Annotated in this window: 21 protein-coding genes, 1 tRNA gene and 4 pseudogenes; 17 read left to right on the top strand and 9 right to left on the bottom strand. The window is 52.6% G+C overall.

Annotation, left to right across the window (positions count from 1 at the left end):
- Positions 1-6 precede the first annotated feature (6 nt).
- The 4 genes from HA45_RS01160 to HA45_RS01145 are packed head-to-tail and all read left to right on the top strand — an operon-like array spanning position 7 to position 4,461.
- A complete protein-coding gene (locus HA45_RS01160) occupies positions 7-2,514 on the top strand; it encodes an outer membrane usher protein (protein ID WP_100703662.1) in 2,508 nt (835 codons plus the stop codon).
- 59 nt (positions 2,515-2,573) lie between these two features.
- Positions 2,574-3,335, top strand: coding sequence for a fimbria/pilus periplasmic chaperone (locus HA45_RS01155; protein WP_128598857.1), 762 nt, complete (start codon positions 2,574-2,576; stop codon positions 3,333-3,335).
- A gap of 6 nt (positions 3,336-3,341) precedes the next feature.
- Positions 3,342-3,968, top strand: a complete 627-nt coding sequence (locus tag HA45_RS01150; protein ID WP_100703439.1) for a fimbrial protein — start codon at positions 3,342-3,344, stop codon at positions 3,966-3,968.
- Entirely contained in the window at positions 3,961-4,461 is a 501-nt protein-coding gene (locus HA45_RS01145; RefSeq protein ID WP_100703438.1) for a fimbrial protein, read from the top strand. Before HA45_RS01150 ends, HA45_RS01145 begins: the two co-directional genes overlap by 8 nt.
- A gap of 87 nt (positions 4,462-4,548) precedes the next feature.
- Here the strand turns inward: HA45_RS01145 and HA45_RS01140 are convergent, their stop codons facing one another.
- A complete protein-coding gene (locus tag HA45_RS01140) occupies positions 4,549-5,502 on the bottom strand; it encodes a MurR/RpiR family transcriptional regulator (protein ID WP_100703437.1) in 954 nt (317 codons plus the stop codon).
- 292 nt (positions 5,503-5,794) lie between these two features.
- On the opposite strand from HA45_RS01140, the gene HA45_RS01135 reads away from it, so the two are divergent.
- The 6 genes from HA45_RS01135 (at position 5,795) to HA45_RS01110 (ending at position 12,246) form a co-directional block, all read left to right on the top strand.
- The gene (locus tag HA45_RS01135) at positions 5,795-6,100 is read left to right on the top strand and encodes a PTS sugar transporter subunit IIB (RefSeq protein WP_100703436.1); all 306 of its coding nucleotides are present in this window, start codon (positions 5,795-5,797) and stop codon (positions 6,098-6,100) included.
- Between the two features lie 61 nt (positions 6,101-6,161).
- The gene (locus HA45_RS01130; RefSeq protein ID WP_100703435.1) at positions 6,162-6,503 is read left to right on the top strand and encodes a PTS lactose/cellobiose transporter subunit IIA; all 342 of its coding nucleotides are present in this window, start codon (positions 6,162-6,164) and stop codon (positions 6,501-6,503) included.
- Positions 6,496-7,812 carry a 6-phospho-beta-glucosidase gene (locus tag HA45_RS01125; protein WP_100703434.1) on the top strand — a complete coding sequence of 439 codons (1,317 nt, stop codon included), beginning with the start codon at positions 6,496-6,498 and terminating at the stop codon, positions 7,810-7,812. The genes HA45_RS01130 and HA45_RS01125 overlap by 8 nt, the downstream gene beginning before the upstream one ends.
- A 185-nt stretch (positions 7,813-7,997) precedes the next feature.
- Positions 7,998-9,350: a PTS cellobiose transporter subunit IIC gene (celB, locus tag HA45_RS01120; RefSeq protein WP_100703433.1), complete on the top strand. Its 1,353-nt coding sequence runs from the start codon at positions 7,998-8,000 to the stop codon at positions 9,348-9,350.
- A 222-nt stretch (positions 9,351-9,572) separates the two neighbouring features.
- Positions 9,573-10,190 carry a glutathione S-transferase family protein gene (locus tag HA45_RS01115; RefSeq protein ID WP_100703432.1) on the top strand — a complete coding sequence of 206 codons (618 nt, stop codon included), beginning with the start codon at positions 9,573-9,575 and terminating at the stop codon, positions 10,188-10,190.
- A gap of 10 nt (positions 10,191-10,200) precedes the next feature.
- On the top strand, positions 10,201-12,246 hold the full coding sequence (locus tag HA45_RS01110) for a 2Fe-2S iron-sulfur cluster-binding protein (protein ID WP_100703431.1): 2,046 nt from the start codon (positions 10,201-10,203) through the stop codon (positions 12,244-12,246).
- A gap of 65 nt (positions 12,247-12,311) precedes the next feature.
- Here the strand turns inward: HA45_RS01110 and ymcF are convergent.
- From ymcF to HA45_RS01100, 3 genes and pseudogenes are all read right to left on the bottom strand, one after another.
- A pseudogene (gene ymcF, locus HA45_RS29395) lies at positions 12,312-12,442 on the bottom strand (cold shock small protein YmcF).
- 22 nt (positions 12,443-12,464) lie between these two features.
- Positions 12,465-12,677 (bottom strand): transcription antiterminator/RNA stability regulator CspE, encoded by a 213-nt coding sequence (gene cspE / locus HA45_RS01105; protein ID WP_100703661.1) that lies wholly within the window; start codon positions 12,675-12,677, stop codon positions 12,465-12,467.
- A gap of 363 nt (positions 12,678-13,040) precedes the next feature.
- Positions 13,041-13,208, bottom strand: a complete 168-nt coding sequence (locus HA45_RS01100) for a YhfL family protein (protein ID WP_071845640.1) — start codon at positions 13,206-13,208, stop codon at positions 13,041-13,043.
- Positions 13,209-13,841: 633 nt separating this feature from the next.
- Between HA45_RS01100 and HA45_RS01095 the strand changes: the two genes are divergently transcribed.
- Both HA45_RS01095 and HA45_RS01090 read left to right on the top strand, forming a co-directional pair.
- The gene (locus HA45_RS01095; protein WP_100703430.1) at positions 13,842-14,105 is read left to right on the top strand and encodes a hypothetical protein; all 264 of its coding nucleotides are present in this window, start codon (positions 13,842-13,844) and stop codon (positions 14,103-14,105) included.
- Position 14,106: 1 nt separating this feature from the next.
- Positions 14,107-14,271: pseudogene (locus tag HA45_RS01090) on the top strand (type VI secretion system tube protein Hcp); the annotation flags it as partial.
- A gap of 147 nt (positions 14,272-14,418) precedes the next feature.
- Here the strand turns inward: HA45_RS01090 and HA45_RS01085 are convergent.
- Positions 14,419-14,494 (bottom strand) — tRNA-Phe (locus tag HA45_RS01085).
- 194 nt (positions 14,495-14,688) lie between these two features.
- On the opposite strand from HA45_RS01085, the gene HA45_RS01080 reads away from it, so the two are divergent.
- The 5 genes from HA45_RS01080 to HA45_RS01060 all read left to right on the top strand — a co-directional run bounded on the left by HA45_RS01080 (position 14,689) and on the right by HA45_RS01060 (position 19,071).
- On the top strand, positions 14,689-16,014 hold the full coding sequence (locus tag HA45_RS01080; protein WP_100703429.1) for a methyl-accepting chemotaxis protein: 1,326 nt from the start codon (positions 14,689-14,691) through the stop codon (positions 16,012-16,014).
- Between the two features lie 149 nt (positions 16,015-16,163).
- Positions 16,164-17,387, top strand: coding sequence for a SpoIIE family protein phosphatase (locus HA45_RS01075; RefSeq protein WP_100703428.1), 1,224 nt, complete (start codon positions 16,164-16,166; stop codon positions 17,385-17,387).
- Between the two features lie 10 nt (positions 17,388-17,397).
- Positions 17,398-17,970, top strand: coding sequence for a SiaB family protein kinase (locus HA45_RS01070; RefSeq protein ID WP_100703427.1), 573 nt, complete (start codon positions 17,398-17,400; stop codon positions 17,968-17,970).
- 7 nt (positions 17,971-17,977) lie between these two features.
- Positions 17,978-18,364, top strand: a complete 387-nt coding sequence (locus HA45_RS01065) for a DUF1987 domain-containing protein (RefSeq protein ID WP_100703426.1) — start codon at positions 17,978-17,980, stop codon at positions 18,362-18,364.
- Positions 18,361-19,071: a GGDEF domain-containing protein gene (locus HA45_RS01060; RefSeq protein WP_100703425.1), complete on the top strand. Its 711-nt coding sequence runs from the start codon at positions 18,361-18,363 to the stop codon at positions 19,069-19,071. Before HA45_RS01065 ends, HA45_RS01060 begins: the two co-directional genes overlap by 4 nt.
- Here HA45_RS01060 and mrdA read toward each other — a convergent pair.
- From mrdA to deoA, 4 genes and pseudogenes are all read right to left on the bottom strand, one after another.
- Positions 19,072-20,956 (bottom strand): annotated as a pseudogene (gene mrdA / locus HA45_RS01055) (penicillin-binding protein 2).
- Between the two features lie 215 nt (positions 20,957-21,171).
- Positions 21,172-21,885: a purine-nucleoside phosphorylase gene (deoD, locus tag HA45_RS01050; RefSeq protein ID WP_034828492.1), complete on the bottom strand. Its 714-nt coding sequence runs from the start codon at positions 21,883-21,885 to the stop codon at positions 21,172-21,174.
- Positions 21,886-21,918: 33 nt separating this feature from the next.
- Positions 21,919-23,142 carry a phosphopentomutase gene (gene deoB / locus HA45_RS01045; protein ID WP_100703423.1) on the bottom strand — a complete coding sequence of 408 codons (1,224 nt, stop codon included), beginning with the start codon at positions 23,140-23,142 and terminating at the stop codon, positions 21,919-21,921.
- Positions 23,143-23,233: 91 nt separating this feature from the next.
- A pseudogene (gene deoA, locus HA45_RS01040) lies at positions 23,234-24,555 on the bottom strand (thymidine phosphorylase).
- Between the last annotated feature and the right edge of the window lie 56 nt (positions 24,556-24,611).

Here is a 24,611-nt window from a genome sequence, read left to right as displayed (position 1 = left end):
ATGCTGATGCGTTTTTTTTGGCATGTATTTGCCATTTCGTTTATATGCATATTAGTGTTTTTTTCCTGCATCCTGGGAGCAAAAATCACGCTCGCGGGCTCAGACATTCAGTTCAATACTGATGTGCTGGTTCTGAAAGATCGCAGTAACATCGACATTAGCCAGTTTGCACGCAAGGGGTTTATTTTACCTGGTGCCTATACTCTCACATTAAACATCAATTTAATCACGCTGCCAGAACGCGTGGTCAATTTCTATGCCTCTGAAGAAGACGAAAATGAAACCTTATCCTGCATCACTCAGGAAATGATTCCTCTTCTGGGTTTAAAGGATAAGTTCTCTTCGCAGCTTAAATGGTGGCATAACGGCGAATGCTTAAACCTGAACAGTGTTGCAGGGATGTCAACGCGAGCAGATTTGGGCAAATCAACGTTACTGATCAGCATTCCTCAAGCATTTTTGGAATATAGCAGCTCTTCATGGGATCCCCCGGCACGGTGGGAAGAAGGTATAGCTGGCGCGCTTTTTGATTATAACCTTAATTTTCAAACTATTAAGCAAAATGCGGCGGGCAGCAAAAGTAATACCAATTTATCGGGAAATGGCACGACCGGCACCAATCTGGGTGCCTGGCGCTTTCGTGCGGATTGGCTAGGTCGATATGACCACCAAACTGCAGGTCGCGGTTCACAATCTCCGCAGAGTTGGGATTGGAATCGGTTCTACGCCTATCGTGCATTGAAAAAAATGGGCGCCAAGTTAACGCTGGGCGAAGACTATCTGAACTCATCGATTTTCGATGGCTTTCGTTTCACCGGTTTAAGTCTGGCGACAGATGACAATATGCTGCCTCCGAATTTACGCGGATATGCGCCGGAGATCAGTGGTGTGGCGAAGAGTAACGCTAAAGTGATTATCAGCCAGCAGGGACGCATCATTAAAGAGGTGCAAGTTGCTGCTGGCCCCTACCGCATTCAGGATCTTGATAACGCCGTATCCGGCAACCTGGACGTTCGCATTGAAGAACAGGATGGCAATATTGAACAATTTCAGGTCAATACAGCCACTATTCCTTACCTGACTCGCCCTGGACAAATTAGATACAAGTCCTCAATCGGCAGACCTTCGAATTTCGCTCATCACACTGAAGGGCCACTTTTCGCGACGGGCGAACTCTCATGGGGAATCAGTAATGGTTGGTCCTTGTATACCGGTGGAATGGGCGGTGGCGACTACCATGCCCTGTCTCTTGGCGTCGGTCGGGACTTACTGGCACTGGGCGCAATATCTACAGATGTCACTGTCTCAAATTTAAAAGACCATAACCGTGACACTCAGAGAGGCAATGCGTGGCGCGCAAGTTATGCCAAACGATTTGAGGAATCCGGCAGCCAGGTAACTTTTGCTGGTTATCGTTTTTCAGATGATGGTTTTCGTTCGATGGGCGATTACCTCAATGGTTTAAAAGGTAATGTCGATAACGGGCGCAGCAAAGAAATGTATACGGTTTCTTTGAACCAGCAATTCGAATCGCTGAATCTTGCCACTTATCTCAATTACAACCATCAGACGTATTGGAATCAGCAGGCAAATGACCGCTATGACTTCTCATTATCAAAAAACATGGATTTGATGAAGTTTAAAAATATCAGTCTGTCATTAACTGCATATCGAAGCGTATTGGGTCAAAGCAATGATAAAGGCGTATATATGTCATTGTCATTACCATGGGGACAATCAGGCACCGCCAGTTACAATGGCTCTTACTCGAAAGGAAATAACCTTAATAGCGTGAGTTATTATGATCGCATGGGTGACGCTGATTCTTATCAGATTAGTGCTGGCGTGGCTAACAGTGATACCGATATCGGTGGTTATTACACGCATAAAGGTAGCCTCGCTCAAGTAAATACGTCAGTGAGCTACCGTGAGAACCAGTATCAAGCATTGGGCATGTCACTGCAAGGCGGTGCGACTCTGACGCCAAAGGGTGGAGCATTTCACAGCAGCAGCGTTGCGGGTAGAACACGCATGTTAGTTGACACCGATGGCGTTGCGGGTGTGCCGGTATCCGGCTTCGGTCACTCAATCAACACCAACTATTTTGGTAAAGCTGTCATTACGGATATCAATAGTTACTATCGTAATAGCATCCGAATTAACGTCGATAAATTAGCTGATGACATAGAAGTTATGAAATCTGTTTCACAAGGAACATTAACGGAAGGGGCTATTGGCTACCGCTCGTTCAATGTGACCCATGGTGGAAAAGCCATCGCCACGGTCCGTCTTGAAGATGGTTCAGCACCACCTTTTGGCGCAAGCGTATTTAATCTAAAAAATCAGGAAACCGGCATTATCAATGATGATGGCAATGTCTATCTGAGCGGTATTCAGCCTGGCGAAGCAATGACGGTGCGCTGGAACAATGCCGATCAGTGCACGATAACGCCTCCACTGAATCTAAGCCATGAAATAACCACAAACTTACTGCTTCCTTGCATTAAAGTTTAAGCAAAAAATCACTTATAAAGATAAAATTTCATAATTAAGAGATCAATTTTCATGAAAAAATAACATTAAAAAAAGCAGCCATCATCACATTAACACTCAGCGCTGGCATCCAATCTGCGGTGGCAGCAGTCTCTCTTGACCGAACACGGGTCATCTATCCGGGTTCGGAGAAATCAGTCAGTTTGACGGTCAGTAACAAAAATGAATCGCTGCCTTATCTCGCTCAGGGTTGGCTTGAGAATGATAAAGACGAAAAACTTGAAAGTAACAGTCCTTTTATCGTCGTCCCACCTATTCAACGCATCGAACCGAAAGAAGAAAGCCAGGTCAAAATTCAGGCTTTAACCTCATCTGAGGAATTTAAAAAACTTCCTGGCGATCGTGAGTCGCTCTTTTATTTTAATTTAAGAGAGATTCCACCTAAAAGTGACAAACCTAATGTCCTGCAGATTGCATTACAAACACGGATCAAATTTTTCTATCGTCCGGCAGATTTAGCCGAAGCCGCTGCGGCACAGCATGCAACGCCTTTTCAGGAAAAAATGACATTATTGAAACTGGGAGATAAATATACAGTTAAAAATCCCACCCCTTATTACATTACACTGATTGGTGCGAGCGCCCAAAAAGAAGGCAACGTTATTAAAGGTTTTGAATCCATGATGATCCCCCCTTTCAGTCAGGCGCCATTAGGAGGAAGTGCATCATCATTAGGTAAAAACCCTGTTTTAGTCTACGTGAACGATTACGGTGGTCAGCCCTCACTGATATTCAGTTGTAAGGGAAACGCATGTCATGTGGATCCGCAACACAATGGATAACCTGGCATGATGAATATGAGAATAAATTCGTTTATGAAGAACTCCGCCCAAAAATTCATGACATTACACCTATGCGTTTCCATCGTGGTCATGTTATTTTCACCACTGGCATTAGCAGTATTTAAAAATGGCGCAATTGAGAGCCACTTTGGTGTATTGCGCGTTTATGGGACGTTAACTGAAAGTGCATGCTATCTGGATATGCATTCAGCCGATCAGTCGATTGATTTAGGTAACATTACGACTGCAAACTTCCATAACGTCGGTGACCAGGGCCCATTAATTCCTGTGTCGCTAAAATTACATGATTGTTTACGTAATGCATCAGACCCTCAACGGGAGAGAGATAATGTCGCCTGGAGTGCATATCAACCGGCTGTGTCGTTTTCTTTTAATGGCGTAGAGGATGCGGCTAATCCTGAACTTTTTCAGGCCCAGGGGGTTAAGGGTATCGGACTACGTTTAAAAGACGCATCCTTCAATAACATGATTATTGGTCAACGAGGCAAGCCAGTATTATTGCAACCTGATGATAGCCAGGTCGTTTATTATATTGCTGCGGAACGCACACGAGGTGAATTAAGAGCAGGCAACTACTCCGCCAACATAAATTTCAGGTTGAGCTATGAATAGTCAGGTCTCAACGTTTACATATCCCTGTGTTGCCATATGCTTAATGAGCTTGGTTCTGACTCAGTCTGCATATGCTTTTTCTGTGGGGGCTAGCGTTAAAGTCAAAGTCCTCGCACCTCCCTGTGATCTCAACAAAGGAAACGACATTACTGTCGATTTCGGTAAAGGAATTCTTGCTTCGACGATTAACGGGAAAAATTATGAAAGAACGCTATCTTACACACTTGAATGCCCTGCAACGGTGTCAAAACTGCTAAAAATGCAGTTTTCAGGCACGGGTGCTGCATTTAATTCAACCCTATTGAGTACCAATAAAAATAACCTGGCCATTGAGCTTAAATATGATGGCGCTAAGGTGCCTGTTAACGATTGGTTCAACTTTACCTATCCCAATCAGCCTGTTTTAACGGCTGTCTTAGTGAGAAACAGTACGGGTGGGATTAGTCTGGGATCATTCTCTGCGACAGCAATGCTGACGGTTGAATATCAGTAAATGTTATTCAGTGATGAAGAGCTTTGGCTCGGTCCCCCTCAAGGAATGCTGCAAGATGGCAGCATTCATATGGCAGAGTTTTACACATTAAAATGACGTCAATGCCGTTTCCAGCCGATCCAGCGCGCAGAGAATGCCATAGCTGCGCGCCTGCTGTTCATCCGGCAGCGGCAACCAAATATCAGCCTGACTTGCCAGATCCAGCTTAGTCGGGCAAATCGCAATCACCGGCGTTTTTTGAATATGTGCATGATGCACCGCGCTCAACACGCTGCTATTCACCGCATCCGGCGCGAGGATCAGCAGCAAATCATCCGGCTGTAATCGGCTCAGCGTCATACGCAGCAGGTTATCGTCCTGAATCCATGCCAGCGCCAGACCTGTCGCCGTTAATCGCTGGTGAACTTCAGCCACCAGCGGCGTGGTCTGCCCTGCCGCACCAATCAACAGCACGCTGCGAGCTTTACGTAACATTCGCGCCGCACGCTCCCAGGTCGCGGTTTCAGCCAGTGACCACTGCTGGGCTAACGCCTGATGAATCGCCTCCAGCTGCGGAATACCCTGCGCGGTTGGGGCTGAAGGCACAGAACTGGCACGCGCCAGCCGCATACGTAATTCGCGAATATCTTCACAACCCACAGAACGGGCAAAACGGGTGATGGTGGCAGCACTGACTTCAGCGCGCCCGGCTAATTGCTCGATCGTAGCCGATGCAGCAAACGCGATATCGTTAAGGATCGCCAGCGCCACACGATTTTCCTGCTGGCTCAGCGATGGCTGGCGCTGCCGGATGCCATCGATAAATGCCCCTTCCTGCTGCCCTGCTTTGCGCACCTGATGCAGGAAATCATCCAGATCGCGACAGCCCGCTGAAGCGGCAAAACGGTGCAACACATCCGTACTGACGCCCGCCTGCTTAGCCAGACTCTCCATGGTGGCCTGCGTGCTGACATGCAGGTTTTCCAGAATAAAACGCGCCAGCTTAGATTCCGGCGCATCCGCGCGTGCCGACTGCTGCCGCAGTTGCCAGACAATATCCATCCGCTCACCACATCCTCTCGTTGCGAACGCCCATCATGCATGAAAATATTTTTCATTGTGAGCTTTTTTTCAACGATTTCACCGCTATCAACGTCAAAACCCGCTTATGTTAACGATAAATTACAGCATCGATCACAGTCGTGAAAAATATTTTCACAAACAATCACACAATAACCAACTGATTTTAAATGCATAATTATCCATTCATCAGAAAATCGTCTGTCCGGAGGGTATTTACACCACCTACAACACAGGTCTTAAATGGCCCCGACAAATCACAGGAGGAAATCATATGCGTATCGTACTTTGCTGTGCTGCAGGGATGTCCACCAGCATGCTGGTCAACAAAATGCAGAACGCGGCTCAGGGGCGCGGGCTGACCATTGATATCAAAGCGGTGCCGGTAGCGGAATTCGAACGCATCCTGCCGGATGCCGACGTGGTGCTGCTCGGCCCGCAGGTGAAGTTTGAAGCCGCCCGCCTGACTGCCATCGCTGAACCGCAAGGCAAAGCGGTCGCCGTGATCGACATGATGGATTACGGCATGATGCGCGGCGAACAGGTGCTGGATACCGCCCTGGCGTTGCACGCCTCTTAATACTTCCGTTTTACCCAAACTGACCGAAATAAACACGGCCTTGTGCTGTGGGGGATTCTGCATGTCCGAAGAAGTGGTTATCGAGTTTGAAGAACAGATCATGCTGCTGCTGGTGCAGGCCGGTGCCGCTCGCAGTGCGGCACTGAGCGCGCTGCGAGCGGCACGAGAAGGCCAGTTTGCCGCCGCCGAACAACAGCTGACGGCCGCGAAAGAGAGCATCAACGGCGCACATCAACAGCAAACGGCGTTGATCAGTCTCGATGAAGGCAGCGGCAAACTGCCTGTCACCCTGATTTTGGTACATGCCCAGGATCACCTAATGAACGCCATGCTGGTGCAGGATCTGGCGGGCGAAATCATTGAACTCTACCGCCGCACTGCGGCAGGAGGAACCGATGCTTAAGATGGCAATTATTGGTGGTGGCAGCAGCTATTCACCGGAACTGGTTGAAGGGATCATCAACCGTTACGCGCAGTTGCCGGTGACTGAACTGGCACTGGTGGATGTGGAATCGGGTCGCGAGAAAGTGAATGTCATTGCCGATCTCACCCGCCGCATGCTGCAGCAGAACGGATTAGAGCAGGTCACAGTCAGCGTACACTTTGAACTGGACGATGCGATTCGTGGTGCCCGCTTCGTGCTAACCCAACTGCGCGTCGGCCAACTGGCGGCACGCGCAGCCGATGAACGCCTTGGCCTGAAATACGGTCGTCTCGGTCAGGAAACCACCGGCGTGGGCGGATTTGCCAAAGCGCTGCGCACCATTCCGGTGATGCTGAACATTGCGCGCAAAGTGGAAGAGCTGGCGCCCGATGCCTTTATCATCAACTTCACTAATCCCGCCGGCATCGTCACTGAAGCGGTCTCGCGCTATAGCAACGCCAAAATCATCGGCCTGTGTAACGTGCCGGTGAATACGCATCATATGATTGCTGGCATGCTCGACGCGCCATGGGATGATGTGCAACTGCGCTTTGCCGGACTCAATCATCTGGTATGGGTGCATCAGGTGACCTGTCGCGGAGAGGATGCCACTAAACAGGTGATTGAGCTGCTGTGTGATGGCCAGTCGCTGACCATGAACAACATCAAAGATATGCCGTGGTCACCACAGTTCCTGCGCGCGCTGAATGCTATTCCCTGTCCGTATCATCGCTATTACTGGCAGACGCCGCAGATGCTGGCCGAAGAGCAGGAGAAAGCTAAAAATGGTCATGAAGGCACCCGCGCTGAGCAAGTGATGAAGGTTGAAGCCGAGCTGTTCGCGCTGTATGCCGACCCGGATCTGGCGCACAAACCAGAGCAGCTGAGTTTCCGCGGTGGTGCTTATTACTCTGAAGTGGCGGTTGAGCTGATCAGCGCGATACACAACAACAGCGGCAAGAATCTGGTGGTGAACTGCCGCAATAACGGCGCGATTCACGGGCTGCCCGATGACGCGGTAGTAGAAGTGAATTGCCTGGTAGATGCCCAGGGTGCGCATCCGTTGATGTTCGGCGAATTACCGCCGCTGATGAACGGCCTGACGCAGCAGATTAAAGCCTTCGAGCGCTTAACCATTGAGGCGGCAATACACGGTGACCGCAATCAGGCACTGCTGGCGTTGTTGGGCAACCCACTGGTGGGCGATGTCGCAACAGCGGAAGCTCTGCTGGAAGAAGTGTTAACCCTGAACAAACCGTGGTTGCCGCAGTTCTCATCGGCTCAATAGCGCCGTAACGGTGCAATCGCGAGAATGCGGCTCCAGATATGCCCGATAAACCGTGCCGCTGTGCAAATCTGGCAATGTAAGGTCACCTGCACCAACGCTAGCCGCGCGGATTATCCGCCGCTAGCGTTGGTGCAATTGGACCGCTTATTATCATTTTGTTGCGCCATTGAGCCTGAGGAGGCCCTGTGTCCAACCGTACTTTTATTGAACGTTATGTGTTGCCCGCAGCGCTGAAAGTCGCCGGCCAGAAACATGTGCTCTCGGTGCGTGACGGCATCATTCTCAACATGCCGTTTATGCTGATTGGCAGCTTCTTCCTGATCTTCGCCTACCTGCCGATTCCGGCGTGGTGCCATTTGATGGCGGATCTGTTTGGTGACACCTGGCGCAACAAACTGCTCTATCCGGTGCGTGCTACCTACGACATCATGGCGCTGATCTCCAGCTTCGGTATCGCCTATCGTCTGGCGGAGAAGTACCGCACGCTGGACCCGCTCACCAGCGGCGCCATGGCGTTAGTGGCTTTTGTGATGACCATTCCGCAGCAGACGCTGTTTGCCCCAGTCGAAAATGCGCCCGCACAGCTGGTGACTGGCGTCCTGCCGATCTCGATGATTGGCAGCCAAGGCTTGTTCGTGGCGATTGTGATTGCGCTGATGTCGACGGAGATTTATCGCTTCGTCCATAGCCGCAATCTGGTGATCAAAATGCCGGAAGGTGTGCCGCCTGCGGTGGCGAAATCCTTCCTCGCGCTGGTACCGGGGTTCTGCGTGCTGGCGGTGGTGCTGATCATCCGTCTGGCGGTCGAAGCCTCGCCATTTGGCGACATCAACAACCTGATCGCCACCGTGATTGGACTGCCGATGCACCACGTTGGCGGCACGCTGCCGGGCATGATCTTCTCGGTGCTGCTGATCGGAATTCTCTGGACGCTGGGATTGCACGGCGATGCCATTGTGCTGGTGTTTATCCAGCCGGTCTGGCTCTCCAACATGAGTGAAAACCTTGAAGCGTTCCAGCATAACCAGCCGATCCCGCACATCTTCACGCAGCAGTTTTATGATCTGTGGATAGCGCCTGGCGGTACTGGAGCATTGCTGGGTCTGGTGATCTTTATGCTGATCCGCTCTCGCAGTCGCCAGATGAAACAGCTGGGTAAGATTGCCGGACCCGCCGCCCTGTTCAACATCAGCGAGCCATTGGTGTTTGGCATTCCGCTGGTGATGAACCCTTACCTGTTCCTGCCGTTTATTCTGACGCCGGTGGTGCTGGTAATTGTGTCATGGGCCGCCATGACCACTGGATTAGTCGCACCACCCGCCGGGATCGCCCTGCCGTTTACCACGCCCATTTTCGCCAGTGGCTATCTGGCCACCGGCGGCCATATCTCTGGCACGGTGTTACAGGTGGTCAATCTGGCGATTTCGATGGTGATCTACTATCCGTTCTTCCGCGTATGGGATCGTTTAAAACATCGTGAAGAGCAGCAAAGCGAGCAGCAGGCTCAAGCGGTGGCGGGAAATGTGGTCGTTTCTTAACACTTAGCCCACTTCTGCTTATTTATGCGCGCACCCTACAAAATCCACTCAGCAATTTTGTAGGGTCGCCATTCAGGTAAGACCGCGCATAGCCGCCATCTCCACTCTTCCATTTCCCGCAATAATGACTTCGCAAATCCGGCTATTCTGCCGCGTCACAGGCTGTGCCAACCTTTAGACAGGGTTCGGGATCATCCCGGCCACCACCAAAGGACACTGATGATGAAACTCTACCACTTCCCGCTTTCTGGCCATGCGCACCGTGCTCGTCTGTTCCTGTCGCTGCTCGACCTGCCGCACGAGGTGATTGATGTGGACCTCGCTAACGGCGAGCACAAATCCCCGGCGTTTCTCGCCATCAATCCGTTCGGCCAGGTGCCGGTGCTCGAAGATGATGGCGTGTATATCTCTGACTCCAACGCCATTCTGGTTTACCTCGTCAAGAAATCAGGTCGCAGTGAGTGGCTGCCAGAAGATGCATTAGGCGCGGCGCAGGTGCAGCGCTGGTTATCAGTGGCTGCTGGCGAGTTGGCCTATGGTCCCTGCGCGGCACGCCTGATTACCGTGTTTGGCCGCGCTTTCAACCCTGACGAAGTGATCGCCCGTGCGCACACGATTTTGGCGCTGATGGATCAACATCTGACCGGGCGTGACTGGCTGGTTGGCGATCGCCCGACCATCGCCGACATCGCGCAGTACAGCTACCTGATCGGCGCGCCGGAAGGCAATGTGGATCTTTCCGGCTATCCGGCGGTCAATGCGCTGTTACGCCGCATCGAAGCATTACCCGGCTTTGTTCCCTTCCCGCAAACCGCTGCCGGCCTGCGCAGCATCGCGTGAGATAACCATCATGGGCGAGAATCTTCCGGTATGGCATGCAGGTGAAATTGCCCTGCAACAACAGGCGGGCGTGGCCGAACGTATGGCGGAGATCGGACAGCGAGTGATCCGCGATCACATGCCCGATCAGCATCGCGACTTCTACGCACAGCTACCGTTTATCGTGGCGGGCAGCGTGGATGCGCAAGGCGATGCCTGGGCCACGCTGCTGGAAGGCCAGCCCGGTTTTATCTTCTCGCCCAACGCCACCACGCTGGATATTGCCGCCCAGCCCGATCCCCGCGATCCGGCTGCTGCCGGGTTCACTGACGGCGCATCGGTTGGGCTGCTAGGGATTGAGTTGCATACTCGCCGCCGCAACCGCATGAACGGGATAATACGTCCAATTGGCGATGGCTTTCGTGTACAGGTAGAGCAGAGTTTTGGTAACTGTCCGCGCTATATCCAGCTGCGCGATTTCCGCTTTGATCGTTCGCCCGATGAGCCTGCCACCGGTGAAGTTGAAGTTCTCAGCACGCTCGATGTGGCGGCCCGCACCACCATCGCCACCGCCGATGCGTTTTACGTCGCAACCTACGCCGAGCATCAGGTTGATGCTTCACATCGCGGCGGCAAACCCGGTTTTGTGCGTGTAGATGAAGATGGCCTGCTGACCATCCCCGATTTCAACGGCAACCTGTTTTTCTCCACGCTCGGCAACATCCATCAGAACGGCAAAGCCGGACTGCTGTTCGTCGATTATCTCAGCGGCGATACGCTGCAAATGACCGGCGATGCGATGGTGATCCTCGACTCACCGGAGATCGCCGCCTTTCAGGGCGCCGAACGGTTGTGGACATTTCGTCCGCGCCGCATCGTGCGTCGTCAGGCCGCCCTCGCCTTGCGCTGGCAAACCGAATCGGACGGCGTTTCACCGGCATCAGAAATGACCGGCGACTGGCAATCGGCTGACGAGCGCCTGCGTGCTAATGAACTGGCACGGCGCTGGCGGCCGTTTAGGGTGACGAAGATTGTCGATGAGAGTGCGTCGATTCGCTCGTTTCATCTGATGCCAGATGATGGCGCCGGTTTGCTGCCGCATCAGGCAGGGCAACATTTGCCGATCCGCGTGCAGCTTCCCGATACAGAGAAACCGCTGATCCGCCACTACACATTGTCGGTTGCGCCGTCGGACGGCTTTTATCGTATTAGCGTGAAGCGCGATGGTGTGGTCTCGCGCTATCTGCATGAACATCTGCAAGTGGGCGAGCGCCTTGAAACGCGCGCGCCAGCCGGGGATTTCACTATCGATGCGCAAGTAACTCGCCCAGCGGTGTTGATGGCGGCGGGCGTCGGCATCACACCAATGTTGGCAATGCTGCGCCATCTGGTTTATGAAGGACGTCGCAAACAGCGCATGCGCCCTATCTACTTTATTCAGTCGGCGCGCAACAAAGCGGAACGCCCGTTTGTACGTGAACTGGATGCGCTGTTGGCGGCTTCAGATGGCGCACTAAAACTGGTACGCGTGCTGAGCCAGCCGGACGATGCAGAACTGGGATTCGATTACGATGTCGCCGGACGTATCGATATGGCGCTGCTTTCGCAGGTGCTGCCATTCAACGATTACGACTTTTATCTGTGCGGCCCGCCGCAGTTTACCCAGGCTCTTTATGACGGGCTGCGCGACTACAACATCACCGACAGCCGCATTCACGCGGAAGCTTTTGGTCCGTCATCGTTGCAGCGTCGCGAGGACGCGCAGCAGCAAGCGGCAGCGCCGTTGCCCGCGATATCAACTCAATCGGTGCCCGTGATCTTTACCCAATCAGCGAAAGAAGCACGCTGGTTGCCGAATGGAGGTTCACTGCTGGAATTAGCCGAAGCACGTGGTCTTAGCCCGGAATACAGCTGTCGTGAAGGACATTGCGGCAGTTGTAAAACGCGGCTAATCAAGGGGGCGGTAACTTACCCGACTGCGCCGAGAGCAAGTGTGGCAGAGGGGGAAGTATTAATCTGCTGCGCGCAGCCGGCACAGCAGAATGGCGATATCGAGCCGATTCAGCTCGAGTTATAACGCGGGATTGTCGTTCAGATACAGCGTGAGGACGTTACACGAAATAAAGCAGTGCAAACCTGCGTCTAGGCAGCGATATTTTTATTCTCAATCATCATGGACTTGCAGAAAATGCAGGTCGCACCATGCGGGTTTTTTGGCTGACATCAAATACCGACTTGCGGTATTGGGAGCCCTGACACTGAGGGCATTTCATAAAAGTAGTGAACAAATTAATATTAGAGACCTGTAACATTGATTGCTGAAGGGCCTTTCGGTCCATCTTGTACGGAAAATTCAACATGCTGACCCTCTTCAAGGGAGCGGAAATCACTACCTGCGATAGCAGAAAAATGCACGAAGACATCTTTGCTACCATTTTCAGGGGTAATAAAACCGAAACCTTTTTCAGAATTAAACCACTTTACAGTACCGAGAATTTTATTAGACATAATTAATACCTTTTCTTTTTTTGCCCTAAGGCTGAGTAAACTGAATCGCAGAGAAAAATCAGGACTGAGATAAAACTCAAAGAGAAAGGGCTTGTTTTCGGCACTGACGTAGATGAGAGATAAACTGTGAACCAACTTTGAAACTGTCTGCATATCAGACTGGATTTCATTTACGCATGTCTAATGCAACAATGCAAGACAAAAGAAAAATAAACATTTCACCCTTACAACAAACAACCTCAAAACCAACTTAAAACCCAAATAAAAACAAACTATTAACTATTTTATTTTCGGATTTTTCAGGGGTTTTAGCGGTGCTGCGACCAGTTAACAACGTAACTGGCCGCTAATCATCAAGGCAGACTATTTATCTACTGGCCCACAGCCACCAATAATTTTTGAGATTGAAACAGCCGGATGAAGCAGATAATCGTAATCACAGTTCTTTTCTTTGTTGTACACGCTTCCAGTACACCCAGACAGCAGAGTCACTACCGCAGCGGCAATTGAAAACTTAATGAGTTTATTCATAATAACGCGTCCATTTGTTAAAAGTGTTTTTAAACAGTTGAATCGCTGTTCTCGTGCATTTGAAAATCATGAAATCACTGAGAATAACAAGCAACAGAACATAAGAACCTTACAGCGCTTATGCGATAAATTATTAATTAAACACATAACTAAAGACAATATTACGAATCATCTGTTTATTATCATTTTTAGATTAAATTTCTGTAGTAGAAGCCTGACGTTTTTTATTAATGTAAGGATATCCTTCAGATTAACAATCTGAATTATCAGCTCAAGAGTTAATAACCGCTTTTGGTAAGTGACCACGCAAGTGCTTAATTAACTCACTAGGTTGATCAGAAATAATTATCATCCATACAAAACCTGGTCCTCAGACGATCATATACTGTGGGCGACTACGCAAAATTGATGGTGCGCCATTATCACTACTGGCCCTAAATATTCACCACATCTAACATAACCCATATTTTTACATGGTAATTTATTAGGGACAGATAATGGCACTTCAGGGAAAGTTGACTCTTAACAGTGCAGATTATGCACGTATCCGCCAGGCGTTGATGAACACTGCGATGGTTTCCGTACCAAGCAAGCCTTCGCTTATGGCCCGAGGATTAATTGAGGTTGTGGCCAATGGCACGAGTACTTGTCCGTAGAATCGCAAAATGCGTTTTCTTTATACTATTATCGATTGTTGTGGGCAGATCGATCGGTGGCGCTCAAACTTATATCTCTCAGGATTTCGCCCAAAAGGTCGCCGTATTTATCAGCGGCGAATCCAATATTGAAACCCTCTACGACGCCTATTTCTACATTGATTTTTCCATCGTGATGTCCATCACTACAGCTGTTTACTTAACAATCGCGAAGTTAATTAAAAAAACAAGGAACAAGTAAAATGCCAATCCCTCCGTATATGTGGCTAAAATACGATGGTGGAGCAGATATCCGAGGATCTGTCGATGTTCAAGATCGTGAAGGCAGCATTGAAATTATCGGCATGAGCCATGGCATTAACCTGCCGGTGGATGGATCAAACGGTAGAATTAACGGTACCCGGCAAGCGCTTTGTATCTGGTGAGCTACTGCTGTGCATTACGTTAAAGCGCAGGAATCAAGATTATTGCTTTTGATGGGGTGAGTAAGTGAAGGAATTTCAGAAACCCACAAAAGCAAAAACCCAGCCATAAAGGCTGGGTTTTCAGAATGTTGGTGCCCGGACGCGGAATCGAACCACGGACACGGGGATTTTCAATCCCCTGCTCTACCGACTGAGCTATCCGGGCAACGGGGCGCATTAAACCCTACTCAGGCCGCACCGTCAAACGCTTTTCGGCAAAAATCCGCTGACTGCTGGCTTTTACAGCAACCTTTAGACCAACCGGTAAAAAATTTCTGCAACTACTAACTTTGGTGGTGGATTTTTAACCGAACCCGCCGATAACCGATTTGACGATAAATTCCAATTATAAGGTCCACCATGTTTAGCACTATTACATCGGGAGTACTGTCACGTCTGGCGTGGCAAAAACGCGGTCACAGCAGCGCAACGTTGAGTTCGTTGCAGGATGCGATTGCGATGGTTGAATTCACACCGGAAGGCCACATTCTTACCGCCAACGATCTGTTCCTTGAGCGCATGGGATATACGCTTAAAGAGATTATTGGCCAGCACCACAGTATTTTTTGCACGGCTGATTTGGTCCAGTCCCCGCAGTATCGCGACTTCTGGCGCCGCCTGAATCGCGGTGAAGGCTTTAGCGACAAGTTCCTCCGCGTAGCAAAGCACAGCCGCCCTATTTGGTTGGAAGCTAACTATGTGCCGGTGCAGGATCGCAGCGGCCGGGTGATTAAAATCGTCAAACTGGCGAGCGATATCACCGCACGGATTATGGATGCGCAAGAGCAACGCGCCATGACCACCGCTATCGAGCGTTCAATGGCGGTTATCGCCTTTAACCTCAAAGGCGAAGTATTGATGACCAATGACAACTTCCTCAAAACCATGGGCTATCGAACTGGCGAAGTGATTGGCGTACATCATAGCCAGTTCTGCCCGCCGGAAATGCGCAACAGCGAGGAGTATCGCCGCTTCTGGCATAAGCTGAATCAGGGCGAATTTATCTCCGGCCAGTTCCAGCGCGTCAATAAGTTGGGACGCACCGTGTGGCTGCGTGCCACCTATAACCCGGTGTTCAACGAAGCAGGCGAACTGTACAAAGTGGTGAAATTCGCCACCGATGTCACTGCCCAGGTGGAGAAGAACCATCTTGAGCGCGAGGCGGCTCAGCAGGCTTATCAAACCGCACTGCAAACCAGTGAAAGCACGCGACTCGGTGCCACGGTGATTGAAAATAGCGTGCAAACCATCAATGAGCTAGCCGGCGAGCTGCACGGCATTTCCGGTGACATTAATAACCTCAGCGAATCTTCCGATCGGATTGGCGCGATCGTTGAGAGCATTCGACGTATTGCCGATCAGACCAACCTGCTGGCACTCAACGCAGCGGTAGAAGCCGCACGTGCCGGGCAACATGGTCGTAGCTTTGCCGTGGTGGCTAACGAGGTGCGCACGCTGGCGGCCAACATTAACCGTGCGACCACCGAGATCGAGAATATGGTGCAGCACAATCACACCCTCGCGGAAAAAGCGCTGAAAGGCATCGCCTCGAACCTGAAACGCGCCGATCACGGCGTGGTGTTGGCGAAGGAAGCCGGTGGCGTGATCTCAGAGATTCGCGGCAGCTCAAGTGAAGTGGTGCGCGCCATCAGTCACGTTGCCGACGCACTAAAGGAAGAGCAGTAAAACGTAGCGGTGCCTGCGCATTCAGCAATGCTGGCACGGTCAAAGCGCGATGAATCGTGTCGCTACAGTAGGTTGCAGTGCCGTGACATAAAACTGTCATGGCAGTGCAGTAATCTAGGATAATTCCTAACCAATGCCAGAATACTCCCATGCAGTTGCCTGATTTACGCGCAGGATTAACCTCCCTGTCGAGCCGTTCCCGTGCGCGTTCTCTGTGCATTGAGGTGCCGTTTGTCAGTCCAGCCATGGACAACACTGCGGTGATGGCATTGTTTACCGAACACAAAGATTTGATCGGTTTGCCGGTGATCGAAAACGGCACGCCGTTTGGCATGATCAACCGCCATATCTTCCTGTCGCAGATGACGCGCCCGTTCTTCCGCGAACTCTATGACCGTAAAAGCTGTATCGCCTTTATGGATAAAGAGCCGCTGGTCATCGATGCCGATACCGAGCTGGATCAGGTGGCGCAACAGGTGGTGGCAACCGGCGATAAATCAGTGACCGACGGCTTTATCGTCACCGATCAAGGCCGCTATATCGGCATCGGTTTGGGGATCGATTTGATCCGCACCGTCTCCGATTTGCAGGCGCAACAGCATCAGCAAATTTTGCAGAGTATCGATTATGCGCGCGTGATTCAGGACGCGATGCTGGATCGATCCCGACAGCAAATGGCCCAGCAGTTCGAGGACTGGTGCCTGCACTGGCAGCCGCGCGATGGCGTAGGCGGCGATTATTACGCGTTCCATCAGGATGAACACGGCTGGCAGGCATTGATTGCCGACTGCACCGGCCACGGCATTCCGGGTGCATTTATGACGGTGATTCTGCAATCGGCGCTGGAAAATGCGCTGCAGAAGAATCGTCGGGCACCGTCCGATCTGCTGCAATCACTGAATCGTCATATTAAACAAACCCTTGGCCAGCTCAATGCCACACAACAAACGTCACTCTCTAATGACGGCTGTGATGCCATCGCGCTGCGCCTCGATACCGAAAAGCATCAACTTAGCTGGTCCAGCGCACGTATGCACGCGCTGTTGCACCCAGCGGCAGGCGAAGCGGAATCGCTAAAGGCAGATCGCGTTGGCGTGGGTTACACCGATACGCCGCAGGATTACATCTGGCCAGAACACCAACGCGCGCTGCATCCCGGCGATATGCTGTTGGTGATGACCGATGGCGTGACCGATCAGCCCGGCGGTGAACGTCATATTATGTTTGGCAAAAAGCGCATTCAGACGCTGGTAACACAATATCAAACCCTGCCGATGAGCGAGCTGTCAGCGACCTTTGAGCGGGAATTTCTCAACTGGCAAGGCAACCAGCCGCGACGCGATGACGTGACCTGGTTTGGCTTCCGTTATTAATGAGCACCTTATGAACTCAGGTTCAACCGTTAGCCGCGTTCCGCCAGAAAGCGTTGCGCTGCACTATACTGGCTTCTTCTCGCCGCAGAACATCACCGCCATGGGCGAGGTGATTAAGGTCTTTCTGGAGAACCAGCAGGCGCCGGTGAAAGTGCGCCGCCGCTTGTTCTCTAGCTTTGTTGAAATCGTACAGAACATTCTGCGTTACTCGCAGGATAGCCGCGTGATGAGCCACGCCGAGCAGGATTTTCGCTTTGGTACCGTCACGCTGCGCGTAGATGGCGACAACTACGTGCTGGAGAGCAGCAATCAGGTGGATGAAGTTGCCTGTGAGCAACTGCGTTACTGGCTGGATTTGCTGCGCACCATGAGCAATGAAGAGATCAAACAGGCTTACCGGGTAGGTCTGCGCGCTGAGAGCCCTGCAACAAGCAAAGGGGCCAACATAGGATTACTGACATTAGCACGTGACGTCAGTGAACCGCTGGAGTATGAACTGCGTCCGCTGGAGTATGAACTGCGTCCGCTGGAGTCCAGTGGTTACGCCACGTTTTGGCTCAAAGCCACCATTCACCAGGATTGAATTGTTTATGCAAAACCTTGTTATTGCTGCCACAGAAAGCACGCCCGAGGTCAACTTTGACTTCGAAACGGGCCAGTTCTCCCTGCGCGGAGAATCCTGGCCGGAAAACGCTGCCGCCTTTTATCGCCCGCTGCTGGATGCGCTGGAAAGCTGGCAGCCTGCACACAGCGGTCAGATTGAAGCGAATATCGCCCTGCGCTACTTCAACAGCTCCAGCACTAAAATGCTGTTCAGCCTGTTTGATCTGTTTAATCAGCTGGCGCAGAAAGGCCAGAAGGTTGAACTCAACTGGTTCTTTGATGAAGAAGACGATGTATCTGAAGAGTTTGGTCAGGAACTGGCGCTGGACTTTACCGACCTGCAGGTGAATCTGCGGGCGGAAATGGCCTCATGATGGACCTGAATGAGCTGTTCCGCGAAGAGAGTGAGGTGCTGACGCGCGCTCAGGATGTTGCGGCTCAGACCTCGCTCAGTGCGGATGATTACCGTGATGCATTGCAGGACGTTAATCGCCACTATCAGCGTCTGATGCGCGAGACCTATCGTATGATCTCGCGCAGTGACCGCGCTGAACGCGAGCTGAACCGCGTCAATGAGCAGCTGCACCAACTGGCGCAGGAGCTGGAATACAAGGCCAGCCACGATCCGCTCACTGCTGTCTGGAACCGCGGTGCCATCATTCAGCGAATTACTAATACGTTGAGCAATGGTCCGGCGGCGCTGATCATTCTGGATATCGACCACTTCAAGAAGATCAACGATGAGTTCGGTCATCCGATGGGCGATAAGGTGATTTGTGGTTTGGTGTCGCGTATTCAGAGCCATTGCCCGGAAGATGCCAGCATTGGCCGTATCGGCGGGGAAGAGTTTACCGTGCTGCTGCCGCATTACCGTTTATCGGACGCGGTGATTGTTGCGGGCGCAGTGCATGCCTCGCTCAATGCGTCCCCGCTGGCGGTGCTGCCTGGCCAACTGGTCACGGCCAGCCTCGGCGTCAGCTATGGCAAACCGGGTTCCGATTTCGAAACCCTGTATAACAATGCCGATGCCGCACTTTACGATGCCAAAAATCATGGCCGCAATCGGGTGTTCTTCCGTTAATTAATTCGCGGCGGGCACATTGGCGGTCGCGACCGGCGTTTCAGACGGTGGCGGCAGGAAGATGTGATCGAGAATATTGCGCATCAGCGGCGCTGCCGTTACCCCTTCACTGCCGCCGTTTTCCAGAATCAGCGCCACCGCCACTTTCGGGTCATTGAACGGGGCAAATGCGGTGTAGAAGATGTGGTCACGCAGGCGCGTTGGGATCATTTTGGCGTTGTAGACCTGATTCTGTTTCAAGCTAAACACCTGTGACGTCCCCGACTTCGCCGCAATGCCATACGGCGCGGTGTGGAAGTACTTATAACCAGTACCGTTTGGCGCATTGGCCATGCCGAACATGGCGTGACGCACCAGCGACCAATACGGTGATTTCGGATCGCCAATTTGCGGCTGTGCCGCTTTAGGTTGATACAGCTGCTGTTCGGTGCCGCGCTGCGATTTCTCCAGCAAGTGTGGATTGATCACCCGGCCATTGTTGAGCAGTGCCACCAGCGCTTTCACCATCTGAATCGGCGTGGCAATCCAGTAACCCTGACCTATACCTACCGAAACCGTATCACCCTGATACCACGCGTGTTTGTGCACTTTCTGCTTCCACTCACGGCTCGGCAGTAATCCGGCATACTCTTCGTTCAGATCGATGCCACTCGGTTTACCGTAGCCAAACTGGCTCAGCATGGTGTGAATACGGTCGATGCCCATCATAAACGCCACCTGATAGAAGAAGCTGTCCGCCGACTCCTCAATCGCTTTGGTGACGTCCAGCGTACCGTGCCCGGTTTTTTCCAGTCGCGATATTTACGATCGGTGCCCGGCAGCGTCCAGGTCGCGCACCGAAAATGGTAAAGCTGGGGGTGATCACTTTGGTCAGCAGCGCCGACATCGCCATATACGGTTTCACCGTCGATGCCGGTGGATACAAACCTTGGGTGACGCGGTTGATCAGTGGCAGGTTTTTGTCCGCCAGCAGCGTTTTGTAGGCTTTGTAGCTGATGCCTTTCACAAACGGATTCGGGTCATAGCTCGGCGCTGACACCATCGCCAGCACGCTGCCATCGCGCGGATCTTCGATCAAGGCCGCCGCACGCTGGCCGGCCAGCTGGCTCTCAACATACTGCTGCAGATGCAGATCCAGCGTCAGATAGACGTTCTGCCCGGCAACCGGCGGCACCTCTTTCAGCACGCGCACGATGCGGCCGTGGTTATCCACTTCCACTTCCTGATAGCCGGTTTTACCGTGCAGCAGCGATTCGTAATAGCCTTCGATGCCCTGCTTACCAATGTTGTGGTCTGCGGCGTAGTTTTCACCGACACCTTCTGCATTCAGGCGTTTGAAATCGTTGTCATTGATCTTCGAGACATAGCCCACCACGTGCGCCAGATCGGCACCGTACGGATACTCGCGATCTTCATAGGTATCGATGGTCACGCCGGTGAAGCGGAACTGGTTAACTGAGAAGCGCGCGACCTGTTCGTCGGTGAGTTCGCCTTTCAGCTCCACCGGTTTATAGCGGCTGTTTTGTTTCAGTTCGTGCTCGAAGGTCTCAATCTCTTCCGGCGTTAAATCGACCATCGGCGTCAGCTGTTTCAGCGTTTCCTGCATGTTGTCGATTTTGTACGGCGTGATAAGGATGTCGTACCAGGTGACGTTGCGCACCAGCGGGATGCCGTTGCGATCGTAAATCAGGCCACGCGTCGGCGCGATGGGGATCATTTTGATGTCGTTTTCGTTGGATCGCGTCTGATAATAGCTGTGCTGATCCACCTGAATGCGATACAGGTTAACGCCAAGGATAATGAAGCAGATGACGACCAGGGCAAAAGCGACAAGCGCACGGCGGACAAACAGTTTTTCTTCAGCTTCGAAATTACGGAAATTCATCAGGGGGGCTTAGTCTCTTTGTTATCACGCTAATGATAAGCAGAGATTGCTTTAGAGCCAGCACGAAGATGCACAAGCCTGGGTAAAAGTGTGTCAGATGTTTACGAAACAGATGAGGCGGGGATGTAGCGGCGCCATTCATTGCGCGCTGGAGAAACAGCGCGATAAATCGCGCCGCTACACTGGTGCGTCTGGATGGGATCAGACTGGCGGAATTAATCCCCCAGCAGCACCGACTCCAGCGCGATCTTGATCATATCGTTGAAGGTGGTCTGGCGCTCAGCAGCAGTGGTCTGCTCGTGAGTGCGGATATGGTCCGATACGGTGCAGATGGTCAGCGCTTTGGCACCGAACTCCGCCGCCACACCGTAAATACCGGCCGCTTCCATTTCCACGCCCAGGATGCCGTACTTCTCCATCACATCGAACATCTGCGGATCTGGCGTATAAAACAGATCGGCAGAGAAGATGTTGCCGACGCGCGCATCCACACCCAGTGCTTTAGCCGCATCAACCGCGTTACGCACCATGTCGAAGTCTGCAATCGCTGCGAAATCGTGATCCTTGAAACGCATGCGGTTTACTTTGGAATCGGTGCAGGCACCCAAACCAATCACCACGTCACGCAGTTTCACGTCTGCACGCACCGCGCCGCAAGAGCCGACACGGATGATTTTCTTCACGCCGAAATCAGTGATCAGCTCTTTGGTGTAGATCGAGCAGGATGGAATACCCATACCGTGGCCCATCACTGAAATCTTACGGCCTTTGTACGTCCCGGTGTAACCCAGCATGCCGCGCACGTTGTTCACTTCAACCGCATCTTCCAGGAAGGTTTCAGCGATGTGCTTAGCGCGCAGCGGATCGCCCGGCATCAGCACCACGTCCGCGAAGTCACCCATTTCTGCATTAATATGAGGCGTTGCCATGGTTATTTTCCTTTTTAAAATTGGTGGGCTGTTTTACAGCAGGCTTTTGCCGTAGTCCATGCTGGACAGGCCGAAATACTTCGCAATGGTCTGGCCGATATCCGCAAAGGTATCGCGATAACCCAGCGATCCTGGCGTCACTTTCGGACCGTAAATCAAAATCGGGATGTGCTCACGCGTATGCTCGGTGCCTTTCCAGCTTGGGTCACAGCCGTGGTCGGCGGTGAGGATCAGAATATCCCCCTCCTCCACCAGCTCCATCAGCTCCGGCAAACGGCGGTCGAAGAACTCCAGTCCACCTGCATAACCGGCGATATCGCGACGATGGCCCCAGGTGGAGTCAAAATCAACGAAGTTAGTAAACACGATAGAGTTATCCGGTGCCTTTTTCATCTGCTCGATGGTGGCGTTGAACAGCGCGTCCAGACCGGTGGCTTTCACCTTCTGAGTAATGCCCTGCTCGGCGTAGATATCCGCAATTTTGCCCACGGAAATCACTTCGCCGCCCTTCTCGTCCACCAGCTTTTTCAGCATGGTCGGCGCAGGCGGTTCCACCGCGAGATCGTGACGGTTGCCGGTACGCTCGAAGTTGCCCGCTTTGTCGCCGACAAACGGACGCGCAATCACACGGCCGATGTTGTAGCCGCCGTTGGTCAGCTCTTCGCGCGCGATTTCGCACAGCTCGTACAGACGATCCAAACCAAAGGTCTCTTCGTGACAGGCAATCTGGAACACCGAGTCCGCCGAGGTGTAGAAGATCGGCTTGCCGGATTTCATATGTTCTTCGCCCAGCTGGTCGAGGATCACCGTACCGGATGAGTGACAGTTACCGAGATAACCCGGCAGATTGGCGCGTTTCACCAGTACGTCGAGTAGCTCCTGCGGGAAGCTGTTCTCTTTGTCGCTGAAGTAGCCCCAGTCAAACAGCACCGGCACGCCAGCGATTTCCCAGTGGCCTGACGGCGTATCTTTACCGGATGACAACTCGCTGGCGTACGCGTAGGCACCAATGATTTCGGCATTGGCGTCGAGGCCCGGCGGGAAGCGGCCAGTAGAGAGTTCAGCCGCTTTACCCAAGCCGAGCGCGGTCAGGTTAGGCAGATGCAGCGGGCCTTCGCGGCCAACGTTGGCGCGGCCTTCGAAGCACGCTTCGGCGATATGGCCGAGTGTATCCGATCCTTCATCACCGAATTTATCGGCGTCTTTGCTGGAGCCGATCCCAAAGGAGTCGAGAACCATAATAAAAGCACGTTTCATGCAAGTCTCCTGCGCAATGGCGCGATGACAAGTCAAAAAAAAGCGATCAGATCAGTATACCCGAACGGCCGCTACCTGGCACCAAGAAGCGTTACTCGCTGACGCGGCGATACACCACCGGCGTCTCTTCAGGCGCACGATCGCTCAAGGTTATCGCCGCTTTTACTGCTTCAGCGGCTTGCTGCCATTGCGCTTCTGAAGCGGCATGAATCACCGCCAGCGGGCGCTGAACGTCAATTTTGGTGCCCAACGTGGTCATCTCGCTCAGGCCCACGCTGTAATCAATGCTGTCGCTGGCGCGCTGACGACCACCGCCGAGCGATACCACCGCCATGCCGAGCGCACGGGTATCCATGGCGCTGACGATTCCGCCGCGATCGGCGTAAACCGCTTTGCTCAGCATCGGCGCAGGCAGATAGCTGTCCATACGTTCGATGAAATCGACCGGGCCGTTTTGCGCCGCGACCATACGCGCGAACACTTCTGCCGCTTTGCCGTTATCCAGCACGTTTTGCAGTTTTTGACGTGCTTCGCTGTCGTTATCTGCCAATTTGCCGGAGATCAGCATTTCCGAGCACAGCGCCATGGTCACTTCCAGCAGACGCGGGTTGCGCGCCTCACCGGTGAGAAACTGCACCGCTTCGCGCACTTCCAGCGCGTTACCGGCGGTGGATGCCAATACCTGATTCATGTCAGTGAGCAGCGCGGTGGTTTTACAGCCCGCGCCGTTCGCCACGCCGACAATCGCCTGCGCCAGATTTTCGGAGGCTTCGAAGGTCGGCATAAAGGCACCGGAACCGACTTTCACGTCCATCACCAGAGCATCCAGACCTTCCGCCAGTTTCTTGGCGAGAATCGAGGCGGTGATCAGCGGGATCGAGTCAACGGTAGCGGTGATATCACGCGTGGCGTAGAAGCGCTTGTCGGCAGGCGCCAGTGAGTTGGTCTGGCCGATAATCGCGATGCCGACATCTTTGATGATCTGGCGGAAACGATCGTCGCTCGGGAAGATGTCAAAACCGGGAATGGCTTCCAGCTTGTCCAGCGTGCCGCCGGTATGACCGAGGCCACGCCCGGAGATCATCGGTACGTATCCGCCGCACGCCGCCACCATCGGGCCGAGCATCAGGGAGGTCACGTCACCCACGCCGCCGGTGGAGTGCTTATCGACGATTGGGCCGTTGAGGTTCAACGATTTCCAGTTGAGCACCGAGCCGGAATCGCGCATCGCCATGGTCAGCGCCACGCGTTCTTCGAGATTCATGTCGTGGAAATAGATGGTCATCGCCAGTGCGGCGATTTGCCCTTCTGACACGCTGTTGTCGCGTACGCCATTGATGAAGAAGCGGATCTCCGCTTCGCTCAGCGGCTCGCCATCACGTTTTTTCGAATAATTTCTTGTGGCAGGAACACGGTTGCCTCCCCGGAGAATGCTGTGAAAACGGTGCGACCTCGGCCAGGTGCGCACC

Origin of the sequence: Pantoea rodasii, from assembly GCF_002095465.1 — a bacterium.
GTDB lineage: Bacteria > Pseudomonadota > Gammaproteobacteria > Enterobacterales > Enterobacteriaceae > Pantoea > Pantoea rodasii.
This window is presented reverse-complemented; position numbering and strand designations above follow the sequence as displayed.